This window comes from Arthrobacter sp. CC3 (assembly GCF_039907775.1).
GTDB lineage: Bacteria > Actinomycetota > Actinomycetes > Actinomycetales > Micrococcaceae > Arthrobacter.
The window spans coordinates 33,644-50,202 of sequence record NZ_JARCCY010000011.1 but is presented as its reverse complement, the minus strand read 5'-3'; the positions used below and the strand labels follow the sequence as shown (position 1 = coordinate 50,202).

General features: G+C 67.3%; 16 protein-coding genes. 10 read left to right on the top strand and 6 right to left on the bottom strand.

Annotation, left to right across the window (positions count from 1 at the left end; translation table 11 throughout):
- The first annotated feature begins 57 nt into the window (after positions 1-57).
- Positions 58-459, top strand: coding sequence for a YccF domain-containing protein (locus tag PV761_RS08825; RefSeq protein ID WP_347895976.1), 402 nt, complete (start codon positions 58-60; stop codon positions 457-459).
- A 27-nt stretch (positions 460-486) separates the two neighbouring features.
- On the opposite strand, the gene PV761_RS08820 is transcribed toward PV761_RS08825, so the two are convergent.
- From PV761_RS08820 to PV761_RS08810, 3 genes are read right to left on the bottom strand one after another with little or no spacing between them, the layout of a single operon-like run.
- Positions 487-1,239 carry a 2-phosphosulfolactate phosphatase gene (locus PV761_RS08820; protein ID WP_028272805.1) on the bottom strand — a complete coding sequence of 251 codons (753 nt, stop codon included), beginning with the start codon at positions 1,237-1,239 and terminating at the stop codon, positions 487-489.
- A complete protein-coding gene (locus tag PV761_RS08815) occupies positions 1,236-2,123 on the bottom strand; it encodes a DUF4031 domain-containing protein (protein WP_347895974.1) in 888 nt (295 codons plus the stop codon). Before PV761_RS08815 ends, PV761_RS08820 begins: the two co-directional genes overlap by 4 nt.
- Positions 2,124-2,153: 30 nt before the next feature.
- Positions 2,154-3,110 carry a DMT family transporter gene (locus tag PV761_RS08810; protein ID WP_347895972.1) on the bottom strand — a complete coding sequence of 319 codons (957 nt, stop codon included), beginning with the start codon at positions 3,108-3,110 and terminating at the stop codon, positions 2,154-2,156.
- 72 nt (positions 3,111-3,182) lie between these two features.
- Here PV761_RS08810 and PV761_RS08805 point away from each other — a divergent pair, with 72 nt between their 5' ends.
- Together PV761_RS08805 and PV761_RS08800 are read left to right on the top strand one after the other, a co-directional pair.
- Complete coding sequence (locus PV761_RS08805) at positions 3,183-4,097, top strand: LysR family transcriptional regulator (RefSeq protein WP_347895970.1); 915 nt, start codon at positions 3,183-3,185, stop codon at positions 4,095-4,097.
- Positions 4,098-4,180: 83 nt separating this feature from the next.
- Positions 4,181-5,944: a DUF222 domain-containing protein gene (locus tag PV761_RS08800; protein WP_347895968.1), complete on the top strand. Its 1,764-nt coding sequence runs from the start codon at positions 4,181-4,183 to the stop codon at positions 5,942-5,944.
- 90 nt (positions 5,945-6,034) lie between these two features.
- Here the strand turns inward: PV761_RS08800 and PV761_RS08795 are convergent, their stop codons facing one another.
- On the bottom strand, positions 6,035-7,369 hold the full coding sequence (locus PV761_RS08795) for an FAD-binding oxidoreductase (protein WP_347895966.1): 1,335 nt from the start codon (positions 7,367-7,369) through the stop codon (positions 6,035-6,037).
- 189 nt (positions 7,370-7,558) lie between these two features.
- On the opposite strand from PV761_RS08795, the gene PV761_RS08790 reads away from it, so the two are divergent.
- From PV761_RS08790 to PV761_RS08775, 4 genes are read left to right on the top strand one after another with little or no spacing between them, the layout of a single operon-like run.
- Positions 7,559-7,969, top strand: coding sequence for a TOBE domain-containing protein (locus PV761_RS08790; RefSeq protein WP_028272609.1), 411 nt, complete (start codon positions 7,559-7,561; stop codon positions 7,967-7,969).
- Positions 7,966-8,778 (top strand): molybdate ABC transporter substrate-binding protein, encoded by an 813-nt coding sequence (gene modA, locus PV761_RS08785; RefSeq protein WP_347895964.1) that lies wholly within the window; start codon positions 7,966-7,968, stop codon positions 8,776-8,778. The genes PV761_RS08790 and modA overlap by 4 nt, the downstream gene beginning before the upstream one ends.
- A gap of 7 nt (positions 8,779-8,785) precedes the next feature.
- Positions 8,786-9,640, top strand: a complete 855-nt coding sequence (locus PV761_RS08780) for an ABC transporter permease (RefSeq protein ID WP_347895962.1) — start codon at positions 8,786-8,788, stop codon at positions 9,638-9,640.
- Complete coding sequence (locus tag PV761_RS08775; RefSeq protein WP_347895960.1) at positions 9,637-10,713, top strand: ABC transporter ATP-binding protein; 1,077 nt, start codon at positions 9,637-9,639, stop codon at positions 10,711-10,713. The genes PV761_RS08780 and PV761_RS08775 overlap by 4 nt, the downstream gene beginning before the upstream one ends.
- A 43-nt stretch (positions 10,714-10,756) precedes the next feature.
- On the opposite strand, the gene PV761_RS08770 is transcribed toward PV761_RS08775, so the two are convergent.
- On the bottom strand, positions 10,757-11,269 hold the full coding sequence (locus PV761_RS08770; RefSeq protein WP_347895958.1) for a carboxymuconolactone decarboxylase family protein: 513 nt from the start codon (positions 11,267-11,269) through the stop codon (positions 10,757-10,759).
- A 268-nt stretch (positions 11,270-11,537) separates the two neighbouring features.
- On the opposite strand from PV761_RS08770, the gene PV761_RS08765 reads away from it, so the two are divergent.
- Together PV761_RS08765 and clpB are read left to right on the top strand one after the other, a co-directional pair.
- Positions 11,538-12,323, top strand: coding sequence for a trypsin-like serine protease (locus tag PV761_RS08765; RefSeq protein ID WP_347895956.1), 786 nt, complete (start codon positions 11,538-11,540; stop codon positions 12,321-12,323).
- A 186-nt stretch (positions 12,324-12,509) separates the two neighbouring features.
- On the top strand, positions 12,510-15,176 hold the full coding sequence (gene clpB / locus PV761_RS08760; RefSeq protein WP_347895954.1) for an ATP-dependent chaperone ClpB: 2,667 nt from the start codon (positions 12,510-12,512) through the stop codon (positions 15,174-15,176).
- Here the strand turns inward: clpB and PV761_RS08755 are convergent.
- Positions 15,173-15,871 carry a septum formation family protein gene (locus tag PV761_RS08755; protein WP_347895952.1) on the bottom strand — a complete coding sequence of 233 codons (699 nt, stop codon included), beginning with the start codon at positions 15,869-15,871 and terminating at the stop codon, positions 15,173-15,175. The two genes, clpB and PV761_RS08755, sit on opposite strands and share 4 nt — an antisense overlap.
- A gap of 348 nt (positions 15,872-16,219) precedes the next feature.
- Between PV761_RS08755 and PV761_RS08750 the strand changes: the two genes are divergently transcribed.
- Positions 16,220-16,453 carry a DUF3073 domain-containing protein gene (locus PV761_RS08750; RefSeq protein WP_028272615.1) on the top strand — a complete coding sequence of 78 codons (234 nt, stop codon included), beginning with the start codon at positions 16,220-16,222 and terminating at the stop codon, positions 16,451-16,453.
- Positions 16,454-16,559 lie beyond the last annotated feature (106 nt).

The following is a 16,559-nucleotide window of genomic DNA, read 5'->3' as shown; positions in this document are numbered from 1 at the left end:
GCCGGGTCAGGGCAATCCCGGACACCCGATCGGGCGCGCGCGGGGGAGAATGGCCCTATGAAGACATTGCTCAACATCATTTGGCTGGTATGCGGCGGACTCTGGCTGGCGCTGGCGTACTTCTTCGCGGGCATCATCTGCTGCCTGCTCATCGTGACCATTCCGTGGGGCATCGCCTCCTTCCGGATTGCCTCCTACACGCTGTGGCCCTTCGGCCGGATGGTGGTGGACAAGCCGGGCGGCAACGGCGTGTTCTCGCTCCTGGGCAATGTGATCTGGCTGGTGGTCGCCGGCATCTGGATCGCGATCGGGCATGTGGTGACGGCGTTCGCCATGGCCATCACCATCATCGGAATTCCGCTGGCCATCGCGAACCTGAAGCTCATTCCCGTCTCGCTGATGCCCCTCGGCAAGCAGATTGTGCCCACCGACCGGCCGTTCGTCACCAGCTACCGCTAAGGCCGGCGGCCGCCTACGGGCGCGCGGTCAGGCACGGCGGAACGCGCCGTCGTCGAGAAGTGCGACGGCGGTGCTCCCGTTGAGTTCCGCAGCGATCGCCACGTCCTCCTGGTAACCGCCGAAAACGAGCTCCCGCCCGCTGGAGCATTCCAGCAGCGCGTCGCCCAGCACGGGTTCCGCAGCGGTGAACGCGTCCATGGCCCACCGGGCTTCGGGCGAGAATCCGGCGCGGCGGTGCCCGGGGAGTGCCGCCAGGAAAGCACCCGCACCCAACTGGTCCTCGAGCGCGGGGCGGAGTCCGCCGTCGGGCCATTTTTCACCCGCGGCGATAACAGCGATCACCGCGGCCGGCGGCAGATTCCGGGCGGCCCAGTCGGCGGTGGCCCGGGCATTCCGGAGGCACACTGCGGCGACGCGCGGCACCGCGCCGGCCAGGGAGTGGGCAAGCGCCGATCCGTTGGGCGAGGGCAGCACCACCCGGTCCAGCGTTGACGCGGTGCGCAGGCTGGCAGGGGAGAGGCTTACCCCGTTGCCGCCGCGCCGGCCGGCGAGCACCGCTTGCTGTCCGGCCGCGAAGCCTGCCGCCGTGCCGTCCTTCCAGCGGTAGGGAAACACTTCAGCGCCGCGCTCCACGGCGACGCTCACGCACGTGGTGAAACACAGGACATCCACCACCACGGCCAGTTCGGCTCCGGGCGCCACGGCCATGGCGCCGTCGAGCCCCCACTCGAAGCGGACCGTAAACGGCAGCTGCCGGTGTGCGGCCTGGACCTCGCTCATGCGGGACCGGATTCGGGGTTGAGCTCGCCGGTAAGGTTGCGCCGCGCGGAGTCCAGCCAGAGCTCACGGCCGCGGTCCGTGTTGAACAGCGGGTCCAGCTCCAGCAAATGACGCACGACGGCGGCGCGGCCGGCGGCGAAGTCGGCGTCGCCGATGTGCGCGAAGTCTTCCCGGACGGCGCTGAGGTAGCGGCCGTAGGCCTTTGGTTCGCCGCCGAGAACCGACAGGTCCGCGTCGCAGAGGAGGGCGCCATCGTCGTCCCCTGTCTCGGGACGGTGGTCGGCAGTGAGCCGGACCAGCCGGCCTACTTCATAGGATTCGTCCTCGGACAGCCCGGCGTACAGGAGCCTGTCCTCTGCCAGCCTCGCCGATTCCTCCTCGTCCTGGCCAGCGATCCCGCGGTAGACGGCGTCGTGGAACCAGGCGGCGAGGACCACGGTGCGCGGAGGGTCTGCCGGCTCGGTGAGCAGGTCCAGGGCTTCGAGGACCGCCAGGAGGTGGGTGCGGCCATGGTACTTCCGGTGCTCCTCGCCCCAGCGGTCCAGGAGGTCCAGGAAGAGGGCGTCGTGGCCCGGCAGCACGGCGTTCCAGCGGTTCAAGAGGGGCAGCTTGAGGGCTTTGCCGCGCTCGCGGGCGGGAATGCGGAGACCGCACGCGATCAGCTTGCGGACCAGGACCCGCGCCTCCACGGGGATGGCGCCGGCCTCCACGAGTGCCCCGTACCGGGCCTCGGAGACGTCGTAATGGTCGCCGTCGAACGCGCGTTCCGGAATGCCGGCGGCCTCGGCGAAACGGTGCAGTTCGTCGAGGGACGTGTCCGAGATCAGGTGCGAAAAGTGGGTTCCGTGGGCAGGCCAGAGCGGCGGATCCAGGTAAACGGCCATGGGGGAAATTCTAGTGCCGCGGGCCGACGCCTACTTCAGTGCGGTGAGATTGTCCTTTTCCAGGACTAGGTCCTTCGAGTCGGGCACACGGCGGTTCCGGCTGTGCCGTTGTTCTATGGAGCGTCCCCAGGCTGTTCCGATCAGGATGAAGCCGATGCCGGCGAGTCCCGCGATGCCGATGGCATCGTGCGCGAAGGTAATGCCGATGATGGCGGCCCAGACGGGTTCGGTGCCGAGGAGAAGGCTGACCCGGGATGGGGACGTGCGCCTGACCGCCCAAAGCTGGACGAAGAAAGCAAACACAGTGCAGACCAAGACCAGGTAGAGGAATAAAGTTCCTTGCCCGGGATCCAACCGCGTGAGGTATTGGGGAATGGATTCTCCGTAGGCCGCGGTTCCGGCAGTGAAGAGTAGGGCGCACGTTCGAAGCTGGACGGTTGTCAGGTGCAAGGAGTCCAGAGCCTGTCCGCTCGTGAGCTTGTGCATGGTGACGACGTGGATGGCGCGGACGGCGGCAGCGCCCAGCACGAGCAGGTCCCCGGGCCCTGGCGGGTCAAATGAGCCGTTTCCGGCCAGCAGGATCACGCCGGCGATGGCAAGCACGGCTGCGACGAAGAACTGTGCTGGCAGCCGGCGGCGGCACACGATGGACTCCACGAGCGGGGTGAGAACTATCGTCAGGCTGATGATGAGCCCCGCGTTGGTCGCAGAAGTGTGGGCGATCCCGAACGTTTCGAGCGCGAAGACTGCCCCGAGCAGGATCCCGATGGGAATGCCGACGGCTAGCTCGGCAGACGTGATGCGCTTGCGTCGCACTCCAATAATTGCTGCCATCAGCGCGGCGGCGAGCAACATCCGCACGGCCAGCAGGGCGATCACGGTCTCAACAGCCACGAGTTCCTTGGCAACGAGATACGTCGATCCCCAGGACATGGCTACCAGGAGCAGCAGTAAGTCGACGCGGAAGCGCATTAGTAGAGGAGGCATCTGTTCATCGTGCCCCGCCAGACCAGTTAGTACTAGATGTTGATTTTGGCTGTAATGCATTAGTTTTGGCTAATGGAACTAGGTCAGCTTCGCGCTCTGAGGGAGTTAGGGGACCGTGGCAGTATCGCCGCTGCGGCAGCAGCCCTTCACGTCAGCCCTTCGTCAGTGTCACAGCAGCTCAGCGCCCTACAACGCCGCTTCCCGGCACCGTTGACGTACAAGGACGGGAGGCGGACGGCCCTGACAGACGCAGGGCAGGCGTTGGCTGCCGCGGCAGTAGAAGTGGAGATCGCATTTGAACGTGCAGAGCACGCAGTCGCGACGTTTCAAAGTGAACCGCAGGGAGCCGTGTCCGTCGTCGCTTTTCACAGTGCGGCGCTGGCCTTCTTTGGGCCGCTCCTGGACACCCTTAGTTCGCCGGGCCAGCCCCGAATCATCTTGGGCGACTTCGATGTGGCCCAGGAGGAATTTGCCGGCCTCACGCAGGAACACGACCTGGTGATAGCCCACCGGCTCGCAGGAAGCCCTGCGTGGCCCGCATCAGTACGTTTTGAACACCTGTTGTTCGAACCTTTGGACCTCGTTCTTCGCAAGGACCACAGGCTGGCGGGCCACGAAGTGATCGGCCCGGACGACCTCGTTGCAGCGTCATGGGTGGCCGTCCACCAGGGCTTCCCGCTCGAGAGCGCCATCCACCACATCGCGGCAATCGGAGGAGCAGAAGCGGATATTCGCCACCGCATCAACGATTTCTCCGTCGCCGCAGCCGTGGTGGCCGCCAGTGACTGCATCGCACTGATGCCCCGGTACACCACCGACATCAGCCGATACCCGGAACTAGTCCTCCGGCCGCTGTCCCATGCCGCGCCCGTCCGGCATATCGATAGTCTGGCCCGTCCCGAAACCCTCGAAAGGGCGAACGTCAAGGCTGTACTGGCGCAGCTGAAAACGGTCATCAATGGCCTGTCCCGGCGCCATCCCGCGTAAGGGGCTGACCTGTCCCCATACAAAGTTCACCATCGAGAATCGGTTCGATCAATAATGTCGGACCCCCGCGGCAGAGTTATCCCATGGAGGTCTTGGGGGAACTCGCAGTAGCAGGAGGGGCGCTGCGGTGGGTCAAATTGCCTGCCGCCGCCGTTTCTGCTGCCGTCGTTCACCCCATTTCGGGCCGCGGTCTGCGGAGTGTGCCGGGCGCACCACGGCGCCCGGAGGCGCTAGCGTCCGACGTCGGCAGCATCGGTGACTTGGCCCGGAGCCTTGAGCTGTTCAAGCGTGCCGGTTCGAAGGCGGTCGAGGACGCCAGGGTGATGGGCTTCCGGGAAGCGGCTGACTTTGCCGCCGGGCTCGAGGAGTTCTCCCGGAATATGGAATACATGCAGGTCGTTGCGGCCGGGGCCGTGGACCGGGCCCGGAGCGAGGCCAGTGCTGCCGCGCGGGCTGGCTCGGGGTCCGGTGCGGCGGTTACCTGGGCCACGGGCTGGGGCGAAGCGACCGCCGTGCACGGTCCCATCGGCTGGGCCACCAGCGAAGCGGACACCAGCCAAACCGGCACCAGCCAGGCTGCCAAAACGGCAGCGAGTACCGAGGCTCTGGTCCCCGGCGAGCCGGACCCGGCGGATGACGGCTGCCGGAACACCACCGAGTTCCTCCGTTTGAGGCTGCGGATCGGTGCCGGCGAAGCCCGCCGCCGGCTCGAACTGGCCGAGGCGGTACTGCCGCGGACCGGGATCACCGGGCACCCCCAACCACCGGAACGGCCCGAACTCGCCGCCGCCTTCGCAGCCGGGACCGTCGCGTCGCGGTCCGCGACCATCATCACCCTCGCCCTGGACCGGGCCGGCCACCACGCGGATGCGGAAGTTACCGGCCGGATGGAACACGCCCTGACCCGGGCCGCGGTGGAGCACGACACCGACTTCGTCGCCCGGGTCGCCCGGCAGTGGACGGAGGCGATCGACCAGGACGGGTCCGAACCCACCGACACCGAGCTCCGGCACCGCCAGGGTGTGTTCATCAAACAGCCCCGCCGCGGACTGCAGCGGATGGAAATCCTCGCCACCACGGAGCAATCCGAGCACCTGCTGACGGCGATGAACACCGCCACCAACCCCCGCACCCGCACCGGTTCAGCTGACAGTAGCGACGGTGAAGGGACAGGCAGCCCCGGTGACACGGAGGACCTGGACCAGCGGACCCGGCCGCAGCAACTCCTGGATGGCCTCGTCGGCGCGGTCAAAGCAGGACTGACCACCGGCACACTCCCGGCCGCGGGCGGGCTCCGGCCCCAGGTCATGGTCACCATCGACTACCGCGACCTCCTGGCCCGGCTGGAGAACTTCGAACACGGCACCGAGACGTCTGGCACCGGCCAAGGCACCGCCACCACCGGCATCCCCGGCACTCGCTTCCCGGGCACGGGCTCCTTCACGTTCACCGGCCCCGTCGCGCCCGCCACCGTCCGCAAAATCGCCTGCGACGCCGACATCATCCCCGTCCTCCTCGGCGGCCAGGGGCGCATCCTCGACATCGGACGGACCACCAGGGTCTTGCCGCCGCACATCCGCAAAGCCCTCACCGCCCGCGACCAAGGCTGCGCGTTCCCGGGCTGCACCATCCCGGCACCCTGGTGCGAGGCCCACCACATCACCTACTGGTCACGCGGCGGAACCACCAGCACAGAGAACGGCACGCTCTTGTGCGGCCATCACCACCATCTGATCCACAAAGAGCAGTGGCAGATCCACGTCAAAACCGGAATACCCTGGTTCATCCCGCCACCCCACATCGACCCACGCCAGGTCCCGCGACGAAACAACTACTTCAGATGCTGAGAGGTGGATGCCCTGACTAGGGGCGTCGAAGGTGGTCGACGCCCGTGGCGGAGAACGTGCCTGTCCATGCCGCACTCCGGGCTATCCGACCTACTCCGGGGCGGGCGGGATGTTCTGGTTGCCGCGGAACACATTGTCCGGATCGAATTCCCGTTTGACCCGGGACATCCTGGTGAAGTTCTCATCCCCGAATGCTGCGCGGACCCGGGCCTGACCTTCGTCGCCGATGAAGTTCAACCACACCCCGCCGGTGGCATGGGGCGCGATATCGTGGCGGAAATCCTTCACCCACGACCTGGCCTCGTCACCCTCCTGCGGTGTCTCGCCAAGGCCGAACGGGTGGCTCACCCAGCTCGCATTGCGGTTTAGCAGGGGCGTGGCGGCCGCGGCAGGTCCGCCCACTGCGCCTCCCCAGTGTGCGATCAGCTGCTGGGAGTGCTGGCCGGGCAGCTTGCGCGCCGAATCAATGATGATGTCCAGGGCGTCGTCGGAAAGTTCGTTGTGGTAGTCGGCGCTCCAGTAGTTGTACAGGCCGGGAGGGTCATCCAGCGAGCACTGGAAGTCGGCGTAGTTGGTATCCTCCACCAGATCCACCGCAGGGTTCAGCGCGCGGTACGGCTTGGCCCGCTCGGCGCCTTCACCGGCGTCGCCGGCATAGATGTACACCACGCCAAGGGCCATCTTTCCCACCATCTCCGGCGGCATGAACGGCTCGGGCGGGGCGGTGAAATAGAGCAGGGTAGCGCATTCCTCGTTGGGGGCGGCGAGGGCAAGCTCCCGATATCCGCGGCTGACTTCGGTGGCGGCCTCCCCGGGCCAGATCATCAGGCCGGCGTGTACTTTCGGCCCCAGCTCATGCAGTCCGAAGGTGAAGGATGTGGCCACGCCGAAGTTTCCGCCTCCGCCGTGCAGGGCCCAGAACAGGTCGGGGTTCTCGCTGGCGCTGGCGGTCACCAGTTCGCCGGCGGCGGTGACCAGGTCCACCGAGATCAGATGGTCGCAGGCGAATCCGAAGGCCCGTTCCAGCCAGCCGGAGCCGCCGCCCAGCGTGAAGCCGGCCAGTCCTGTGGTGGAGACGCGGCCTCCGGTCAGGGCGAGGCCGTATTCCTGGGTAGCACGGTCAAACTCCCCGCAGGTGAGGCCGGCGCCGGCCGTGATGGTGCGGTTCTCCGGATCCACACTGACCGATTTCATGGGACGCACGTCCACCACCAGGCCGCCGTCGTTCATGGACATTCCGGCCACGGAGTGCCCGCCGGCACGGACAGCCGCGGCCAGTTCGTTGTCGCGGGCATGCTTCAATGCCTCGGCCACCTCGCCGGGGGTGCTGCATTGCGCAATGACGGCCGGGCGACGGTCGATCATCGCGTTGAAAAGTTTCCGGGATTCGTCATAGTCCGGACTGTCAGGCCTGATCCATTTCATGGCAACGCTCCTCGGCGCTGGCGGCTCCGCCCCCACCGGAAATCGTACTGCCGCAGCTGGCGGCGGGGCTATGGTTCACGCCAGCCGATGCCCGCGGTGCGGATCGTCGGTTCCGGAACGAGTCCGCATGGTTCAGTACTTGCGGACAAATTGACCCCGTTGATCCGCAAATGAGGTTATTCTGAAGAAATGCCAACCATTCGAATTGCCGAAGCAGCCAGGTTCCTGGGTGTCAGTGACGACACCGTCCGCCGCTGGACCGAGAACGGAAGCCTCACGCCCGTGAAGGACGAAACCGGCCGCCTTGCTGTTGACGGGTTCGAGCTTGCCACCCTGGCCCGCGACCAGGCCCAGCTTCCGGAGGATCCCACCAGGGTGGGCAGTTCGGCCCGCAACCGGTTCGTCGGCCTGGTCACCGGAATCACTGCGGACAAGGTTATGGCCCAGGTCGAACTGCAGTGCGGGCCGTTCCGGGTGGTGTCGCTGATGAGCAGCGAAGCCGTGCGGGAGCTGGGTCTGGAGCTCGGGTCCATTGCCACGGCTGTCGTCAAGGCCACCACGGTGATCATTGAAACGCCACAGGGAAAGAGCATTGTGTGAAGTCCTGGAATCCGCGCACCACCGCGCTGCTGGCGGCCACCGCGCTTACCTTCGGGCTGGCTGCCTGCGCTCCGTCAGCGTCAACGTCGACCGGCACCGCGGGTGCCGGATCCTCGGAGACGGCCGGGCAACTCTCCGGGACCCTTACCGTTTTCGCCGCGGCCTCGCTCAAGGCCACCTTCACCAAGCTCGCCAGCGACTTTGAAGCAAAGAACCCCGGCACCAAGGTGACGCTCAGCTTCGCCGGCTCCTCGGACCTGGCCACGCAGATCTCCCAGGGCGCGCCCGCTGACGTCTTTGCCTCGGCGGACACCAAAAACATGGGCAAGCTTGCCGACGCCGGACTCCTCGAAGGGGCGGCGGCGAACTTCGCCACGAACACCCTGCAGATCGCCGTCCCGCCCTCCAACCCGGCGTCGATCGCGGCCTTCGCCGACCTCGCCAAGCCGGGAGTCAAGGTGGTTGTCTGCGCCAGCCAGGTCCCGTGCGGGGCAGCATCGGACGCCGTGGAAAAGGCCGCCGGTGTCACTCTGTCGCCGGTCAGCGAGGAATCGTCAGTCACGGATGTGCTGGGCAAAGTGACCTCCGGTGAAGCCGACGCCGGCCTGGTGTACATCACGGACGTCAAGGGCACCGGGGACAAGGTGAAGGGAATCCCGTTCGCGGAAGCCGGCAAGGCCGTCAACACGTATCCCATCGCCACAGTAGGCTCGAGCAGGAACAAGGAACTCGCCGCCGCCTTCATCGCCCAGGTGACCGGTGCCGAAGGCAGGAAGACCCTCGCCGACGCCGGTTTCGGGGCACCGTAAGGAGACCATGAATCGGGGACGGGGAAGCGGGTACCACGGAGTCCCGCGCTGGGTCTACGCCATCGCCGCGGCGGGCGCAGTGTTCGTGCTCCTTCCGCTGGCGGCCATGGCCGCCCGCGTCAACTGGCCGCAGTTCATCCCGCTGGTCACGTCCGAATCGTCTCTGACGGCGCTCGGTCTCAGCCTGCGGACCTCGGCGGCGAGCACCGCGCTGTGCATTGTTTTTGGCGTGCCGCTGGCCCTCGTCCTGGCGCGTTCGAGCTTCCCGGGCCAGCGCCTGTTGCGTGCCTTTGTGCTGCTGCCGCTGGTGCTGCCGCCGGTGGTGGGCGGCATCGCCCTCCTGTACACCTTCGGTCGACAAGGATTGCTGGGCCGGAGCCTTGAGGCCGCCGGGATCCAGATTGCGTTTTCGACGACGGCGGTGGTGCTCGCGCAGACCTTCGTGGCACTGCCGTTCCTCGTGGTCAGCCTGGAGGGTGCGCTGCGCACCGCCGGCGGCCGGTACGAGGCGGTGGCCGCCACCCTCGGTGCCCCGCCCACCACCGTTCTGCGACGCGTCACCGTGCCGCTGGTGCTGCCCGGCCTGGCCTCCGGGGCCGTGCTGTCCTTCGCGCGGAGCCTGGGCGAATTCGGCGCGACGCTCACTTTCGCCGGGAGCCTGCAAGGGGTGACCCGGACCCTGCCGCTGGAAATCTACCTGCAGCGTGAAACGGACGCCGACGCCGCCGTCGCGCTTTCACTGGTCCTGGTGGCCGTGGCCGTGACGGTGGTGGGACTGACGTATCGCCGCCCGGGACGGACGGACCAGCGCAGTGCCGAGACGGGCGGCGCAGCCGGCGGACGATTGGACGGTGCCCGGTGAGCTTTCGCATGCAGGCAACCGTGGGCGCCCGCGGTTTCGACGTCGGCCTGAGCCTCGCGCCGGGCGAAACGGTTGCGGTCCTTGGCCCCAACGGGGCCGGCAAATCCACCCTCCTCAGCGTCATTGCCGGACTGCTGCGGCCCGATTCCGGCCGTGCCGTCATCGATGGAAAAGTGCTGTTCGACCTCGACGGCGGAGCCAGCGTTTGGACCGCGCCGCACCACCGCCGCACGGCACTCCTCGCGCAGGAGCCGCTGCTGTTCCCGCACCTCACCGCCTTGGAAAACGTGGCCTTCGGGCCCCGCAGCGCCGGAACGGCCAGGAAAGCGGCCCGGGAGTCGGCCCGTGAGTGGCTGGCTGCGGTGGATGCCGGGGACCTCGAGGCCCGGCGGCCAGCGGAACTCTCCGGCGGCCAGGCCCAGCGCGTGGCGGTGGCCAGGGCCCTTGCGGCCAACCCGGAGGTGCTGCTGCTGGACGAGCCCATGGCGGCACTGGACATCCACGCGGCGCCGCTGCTCCGGAGGCTCCTGAAGAAGGTCCTGGCCGGGCGTCGCGCCATCATCATCACCCACGACGTCCTGGACGCCCTGATGCTTGCCGACCGGGTGGTCATCCTCGAAGGGGGCAGAATTGCCGAGGAAGGGCCCACCCGGCAGGTCCTGCAGCGGCCCCGGAGCCGGTTTGCCGCCGGGCTGGCGGGGCTGAACCTCATTCCCGGAACCATCACCGCCACCGGCATCCGGACAGCAGGGGGTCTTGAGGTGGCCGGCCACCAGGACGAGGACCTCTTTCCGGTGGGATCCGGCACGCCAAACACGGGCGGGCAGCCCGGCGTTGCCGCGTTCCCGCCGTCGGCCGTCTCCGTGTTCCTGAGCGAAGCGCACGGCAGCCCCCGGAACTCATTCCCCGTCACAGTCACGGACCTGGAACAGCACGGCGACCAGATCCGGGTCCGGGCCGGCGGGATGTCCGCCGACATCACACCGGCCGCCTCTGCGGACCTGGGGCTTGCGCCGGGCATGACTGTCTACTTCGTGATCAAGGCGGCCGCAGTGGCCGTCTACCCGGCCTAACGTCAGCCTTGCTTGGTCAGCCTGCTTGGTCAGCCCTGCGTGGTTAGCCCTGCGCGGCCGGCTGTTCCTTGGCTTCGCGCCGCACGGGGTGCTGGCTGGTGATGGATACGCGGTTGAAGGCGTTCATCGTAATCACCAGCCAACTCACGGCCGAGTACTCGGCCGCGTTGAGGTGCTGCCGGGCGTAGGCGTCCTCCCGTTCGCGGGTGTGGGCGTCCGGAAGGGTGGTGATGGACTCCGCCAGCGCCAGGGCCGCGCGCTCCTGCTCCGTAAACAGTGCGGTGTCCCGCCAGGCGGCCAGCACCGCGAGCCGCTGGGTGGTTTCACCCTTTTTGAGGGCATCGGCAACGTGCATGTTCAGGCAGTAGGCGCAGCCGTTGATCTGCGAGATGCGGACGTTGAGCAGTTCGGTCAGGGCCCTGCTGATGCCGGCTTCATCGGCGGCTTCGCGAGCTTTCAGGCCGAGCCCGTTCAGCGCCCGCCAGACGGCCGGGCTCTCCTTGTCGATGAAGATGTGCTGGGTGGTGGGGGTGCCGGCGTCCTGGGTGTGCTCCATGGCTTCCACAATACCCACCGCCGTATGACTGCTTTTGTCATCTTCGTGACATGCCGGCAAATGCATTGTAGTGTCGTCACCGGACCGTCTGCCCGCCTCGCGGCGGGCGGCGGTCCACCAGAGAAGTCTCTGTGGGGAAGGTGCACTGCGATGCGCCGGCCACACCAGCCGGAGGGCGGTTCCTTGGGGGAGCCGCCCTCCTGCGTGTCCGGGCCGGCGTGTTGCGTGAGGGCTAACGTTTCCGCGGCCGGAGTCCTACCATATGAAAATGCGTTGCCGCCTGAAGGCCCGGATTCTCCGCGCTTTGCGGGTCATGGCTGCCGCTCTGCTTCTCCTCTCGCTGACGGCGCTCCCGGCGTCGGGTACGCCGGACCCGGGCGCCGCCGGACCTTCGCGCGGCGGGACGGACATCGCCGGCGGCGAGACGGTTTCCATCGCCGAGGCCCCCTTCGCGGTGCAGATCGCCTACGACACCGCCGGCACCAGGGTGGCCTGCACGGGCAGCCAGATTTCAGCCAGCTGGGTGATCACTGCCAGGCACTGCGACTCTGCCAGCCTTCACTCCGTCCGCCTGGACACTCCCTCCCTCGGTGCCGGGGGCGTAGTCCGGACCATTGCTGCCCGCTACCCGTCGCCAGTGGGTGACGTGCTGCTGCTCAAGCTCTCCACCCCGCACCCCGGAACCTATGCCGGCCTGTCCCGAACGTTCCCGGCGGCAGGATCGGACGCGCGCGTGTTCGGCTGGGGTGACGAGGCGGAGGGGGCCGGGGCCATGTCCCCGCAGGTCAAGGCTGCCGGCGTGAAGGTGTCAGGACGGGGCTCGGACGCTTTTGGCGGTTTGTCCGTGCGGACGCAATCGCAGACAGGGCACCCGCTGGCGGGGGACTCCGGCGGCCCCCTCATCGTCGGAGGAAAGCTGGTGGGTGTGTTGTCGACGTCGAGCGTCCTGCCGAGGGGGGCTCCCTCCAGTTTCACTGGCTTCTACAACGACCACGCTGCCGTCTCCCGCCATCTGGGCTGGATCACGTTGGTCACTGGCGTCGGCGCCGACTAGCAAGCTGTCGCCCGGCCTGCCGCCCCGGGATGCCGCGCCCGGGATGCCGCGCCCGGGGGCGGGGGTCGATCGCCCCTAGACAGCCATTTCGCCGTCGGCAAACATGGACCTAGAGGCCACGTCCGGCAAAGTTGAGTCATGTACACTCAACTTTAAGAGTTGATCTATCCCCGAAAGGAGCTCTCTTTGGACGCCAAGTTCACCACCAAGAGCCAGGAGGCTCTTTCGGCAGCAGCCATGAATGCCTCCACGGCAGGAAATCCCCAGGTTGAGCCTGCCCACCTGCTCAAGGCTCTGATGGACCATCGCGAGGGCGTCGCCGTCGCGCTCCTCCGCGCCACCGGCGCCGATCCTGACGCCGTCAGCGTCCAGGCCAGCACCGCCATCAAAGCACTGCCGGCGTCGTCCGGCACCTCGGTGCAGCAGGCCCAGCTGTCCCGCACCGCCCTGCAGGCCATCAAGAACGCCCAGAACGAAGCCGACAAGCTGGGCGACACCTTCGTTTCCACCGAGCACCTGCTGCTGGGGCTCTCCGCCGGCAGTGACGCCGTCGGGAAGTTAATGCGCGACGCCGGCGCCTCCCACGAGGCCCTGCTCGCCGCCCTGCCGGGTGTCCGGGGGGACCGCAAGGTCACCAACGCCGACCCCGAAAACACCTTCCAGGCCCTGGAGAAGTTCGGCACGGACCTCACCGCGATCGCCCGCTCCGGCAAGCTGGACCCGGTGATCGGCCGCGACGCCGAGATCCGCCGCATCATCCAGGTGCTGAGCCGCCGCACCAAGAACAACCCGGTGATCATCGGCGAGCCCGGCGTCGGCAAGACCGCCGTCGTCGAGGGCCTGGCCCAGCGGATCGTCGCCAACGACGTGCCGGAAAGCCTGCGCGGCAAGACCCTGATCGCCCTGGATCTAGCCTCGATGGTGGCTGGCGCCAAGTACCGCGGGGAGTTCGAGGAACGGCTGAAGGCCGTCCTGGAGGAGATCAAGAGCTCCGAGGGGCAGATCGTCACCTTCATCGACGAACTCCACACTGTGGTGGGCGCAGGCGCCTCCGGGGACAGCTCCATGGACGCCGGCAACATGCTCAAGCCCATGCTGGCCCGCGGTGAGCTGCGCCTGATCGGCGCCACCACACTGGACGAATACCGCGAGAACATCGAAAAGGACCCCGCCCTGGAGCGCCGCTTCCAGCAGGTGTTCGTGGGCGAGCCCAGCGTGGACGACACCATCGGCATCCTCCGCGGCCTGAAGGAACGCTACGAGGCACACCACAAGGTGTCCATCGCGGACTCCGCCCTGGTGGCTGCCGCGACGCTCTCCAACCGCTACATCTCGGGCCGTCAGCTGCCGGACAAGGCGATCGACCTCGTGGACGAGGCGGCGTCCCGGCTGCGCATGGAGATTGATTCCGCGCCGGAGGAGATCGACCAGCTGCGGCGCCAGGTGGACCGGCTGACCATGGAGGAACTGGCCCTGGCCAATGAGAAGGACGCCGCGTCCGTGGAGCGCCTCGCCGCGCTGCGGGCGGACATGGCGGACAAGAAGGAAGCGCTCTCGGCACTGAACGCGCGCTGGGAAGCGGAGAAGGCCGGCCTTAACCACGTGGGTGACCTCAAGGCCCGGATCGACGAGCTGCGTTCGGCTGCGGAGAAGTACCAGCGCGAAGGGGACCTCGCTGCTGCCTCCCGCATCCTTTACGGCGAACTGCCCGCACTGGAGCGCGAGTTGTCCGCCGCTGCCGAGGCTGAGTCCGCCCGGGTGGCAGGCGGCGGCGCGAAGCAGGAACTCATGGTGGCCGATGAAGTCACGGCGGGTGACATCGCCGAGGTGATTTCCGCCTGGACCGGCATCCCGGCCGGACGCATGCTGCAGGGCGAGAGCCAGAAGCTGCTGCACATGGAGGAGGAGCTCGGCCGGCGGCTGATCGGCCAGAAGAAGGCCGTCACCGCGGTCTCGGACGCCGTTCGCCGTGCGCGCGCCGGCATCAGCGACCCCAACCGGCCCACCGGGTCCTTCCTGTTCCTGGGTCCCACCGGCGTGGGCAAGACCGAGCTGGCGAAGGCCCTTGCGGACTTCCTGTTCGACGACGAACGCGCCATGGTGCGGATCGACATGTCCGAGTACGGCGAGAAGCACTCCGTGGCGCGGCTGGTGGGTGCCCCTCCCGGCTACGTGGGCTACGAGGAAGGCGGTCAGCTGACGGAAGCCGTCCGCCGTCGTCCGTACTCCGTGGTGCTCCTGGACGAAGTGGAGAAGGCCCACCCGGAGGTGTTCGACATCCTCCTGCAGGTGCTCGACGACGGCCGCCTCACCGACGGCCAGGGCCGCACCGTGGACTTCCGCAACGTGATCCTGGTGCTGACCTCCAACCTGGGCAGCCAGTTCCTGGTGGACCAGACGCTGGATGCCAACGCCAAGCGCAGTGCCGTGATGGCCACGGTGCACGCGTCCTTCAAGCCGGAATTCCTGAACCGGCTGGACGAAGTGGTGCTGTTTGATGCGCTGGACGTCGAGGAGCTGGCCCGGATCGTGGAACTCCAGGTGGCAGAACTCGGCAAGCGGCTGCATGACCGCCGCCTAGAGCTGGAAGTCACCGAAGGTGCCCGCGCCTGGCTGGCCATGACGGGCTTCGATCCCGCCTACGGCGCCCGGCCGCTGCGCCGGCTGGTGCAGCGCGAAATCGGCGACCGGCTGGCCAAGGCCATCCTGGCCGGCGACATCGCCGACGGGGACACTGTGCTGGTGGATACCGCGGCCGACGTCGACGAACTCACCATCGCTAGCCTGGAGCGCCAGGAGCGCGACGGCGGTGCCCTCGCCGGCAGCGGGCTGTCCGTGCGGCGGAAGGACTAGGGGATGAGGGATTCCATGATGATGTTGCCCTTGTCCGCGGTGACATAGCAGTCCACCCGACGGTCGCCCTGCTCCCAGCTGGTGTCGCTCGGGTAGGAGTTGCGTTGCATGAGGACGTAGTTGGCCACGGCGTCGGTGAGTCCGGCGTCCTGGCAGATCTCGCGGCCCTTCTCGCGCAGTGCGGCAATGCCCGGGTAGGAGTCCGATTCCGGGAACCGGTACACGGCAACCAGCTGGGCCGAGTGGCCGGTGGTGCACGCCACCACCCGTGACTCCGTGGCTTCCGGATCGAAGTTCTCGAAGCAGTCGCCCCGCTGGTAGTCCAGCGCGCTCACGCCGTCCTGCGGAAGCTGGCCGCGGGTCGGCTGCGCGGACGGCGATGTTGACTCCGACACGGCAGGGGCCGGGGGCTGGTTGGCGGCTTGCTCATTCCCGCTCGCGATCAGGGTGGCCAGCCACCACGTGAGCAGGCCCAGGAACACGAGCCCGGCCACCACGAAGCCGATCTTGAACAGGGTCTGCGGCGGCTCGCCGGCTTTCGGGGCCGGCTTGTTGTCTGCGTCGACTGTGACGTCCGGCTCGTCTGTTTTGTTTGTGACGTCTGTTTCGTCTGTGACATCAGTGACGGCGGGCGGCAGGACGGGGAGGCTGCTGGTTGGCGGCCGGGAAGGCGGCGGGGGGACGACCGGTGGCATTCCGGCGCGCGGGGATGTCTCTTGGTTCCCTGTGTCCGTTCCGTTCTGGTCATTCACGTGAAGATTCACCCTTCCCGGCGTCGTAATCCTGGCTTTTTCCTTGGATGAGGGCCGCCGGTGGGCCGCCCGCCTGGAGTCGCCCAAACGACTCTACCGAAGAAAATCTGCGGACCGGAGACGGTCCGGACCTGCATAAACGTGGCGAGTGTTTCCCGGGGGCCCGATCCGGGGCGCAGTTACCGCTGAAAGCATGTAATCTAGGTGTACGACAAATTGACCAAACATTCCGGGGCCTCACTAACGCCAATGGTGACCACCTCCGGTCCGAGTACAAAAGGGGGTCACGCCATGGGGCGCGGCCGTCAAAAGGCAAAAGCTACCAAGCAGGCTCGGGATATTAAGTACTATTCCCCGAACACCGACTACTCTGCGCTTCAGCGTGAGCTCAAGAGCACTGAGGGTCGTGCACCGAGCCGTTTCTCGAGTGAGCCGGTCGAACCGGATTATTCGGCTTATGTGGATAAGTACGCGGACGATTTGGAAGACGACGACGACGAGGTTGACACCCGTCGAATCGGTTAGTTGTCGCCCACTGAACCTGCCGTAAGGCACTCAGTGGCGTGCCGCCGTCGTACCATTCACCACAGTGATCCGTACGGCTCTTCGGCTCTTCTTTTCCAGCACCCCG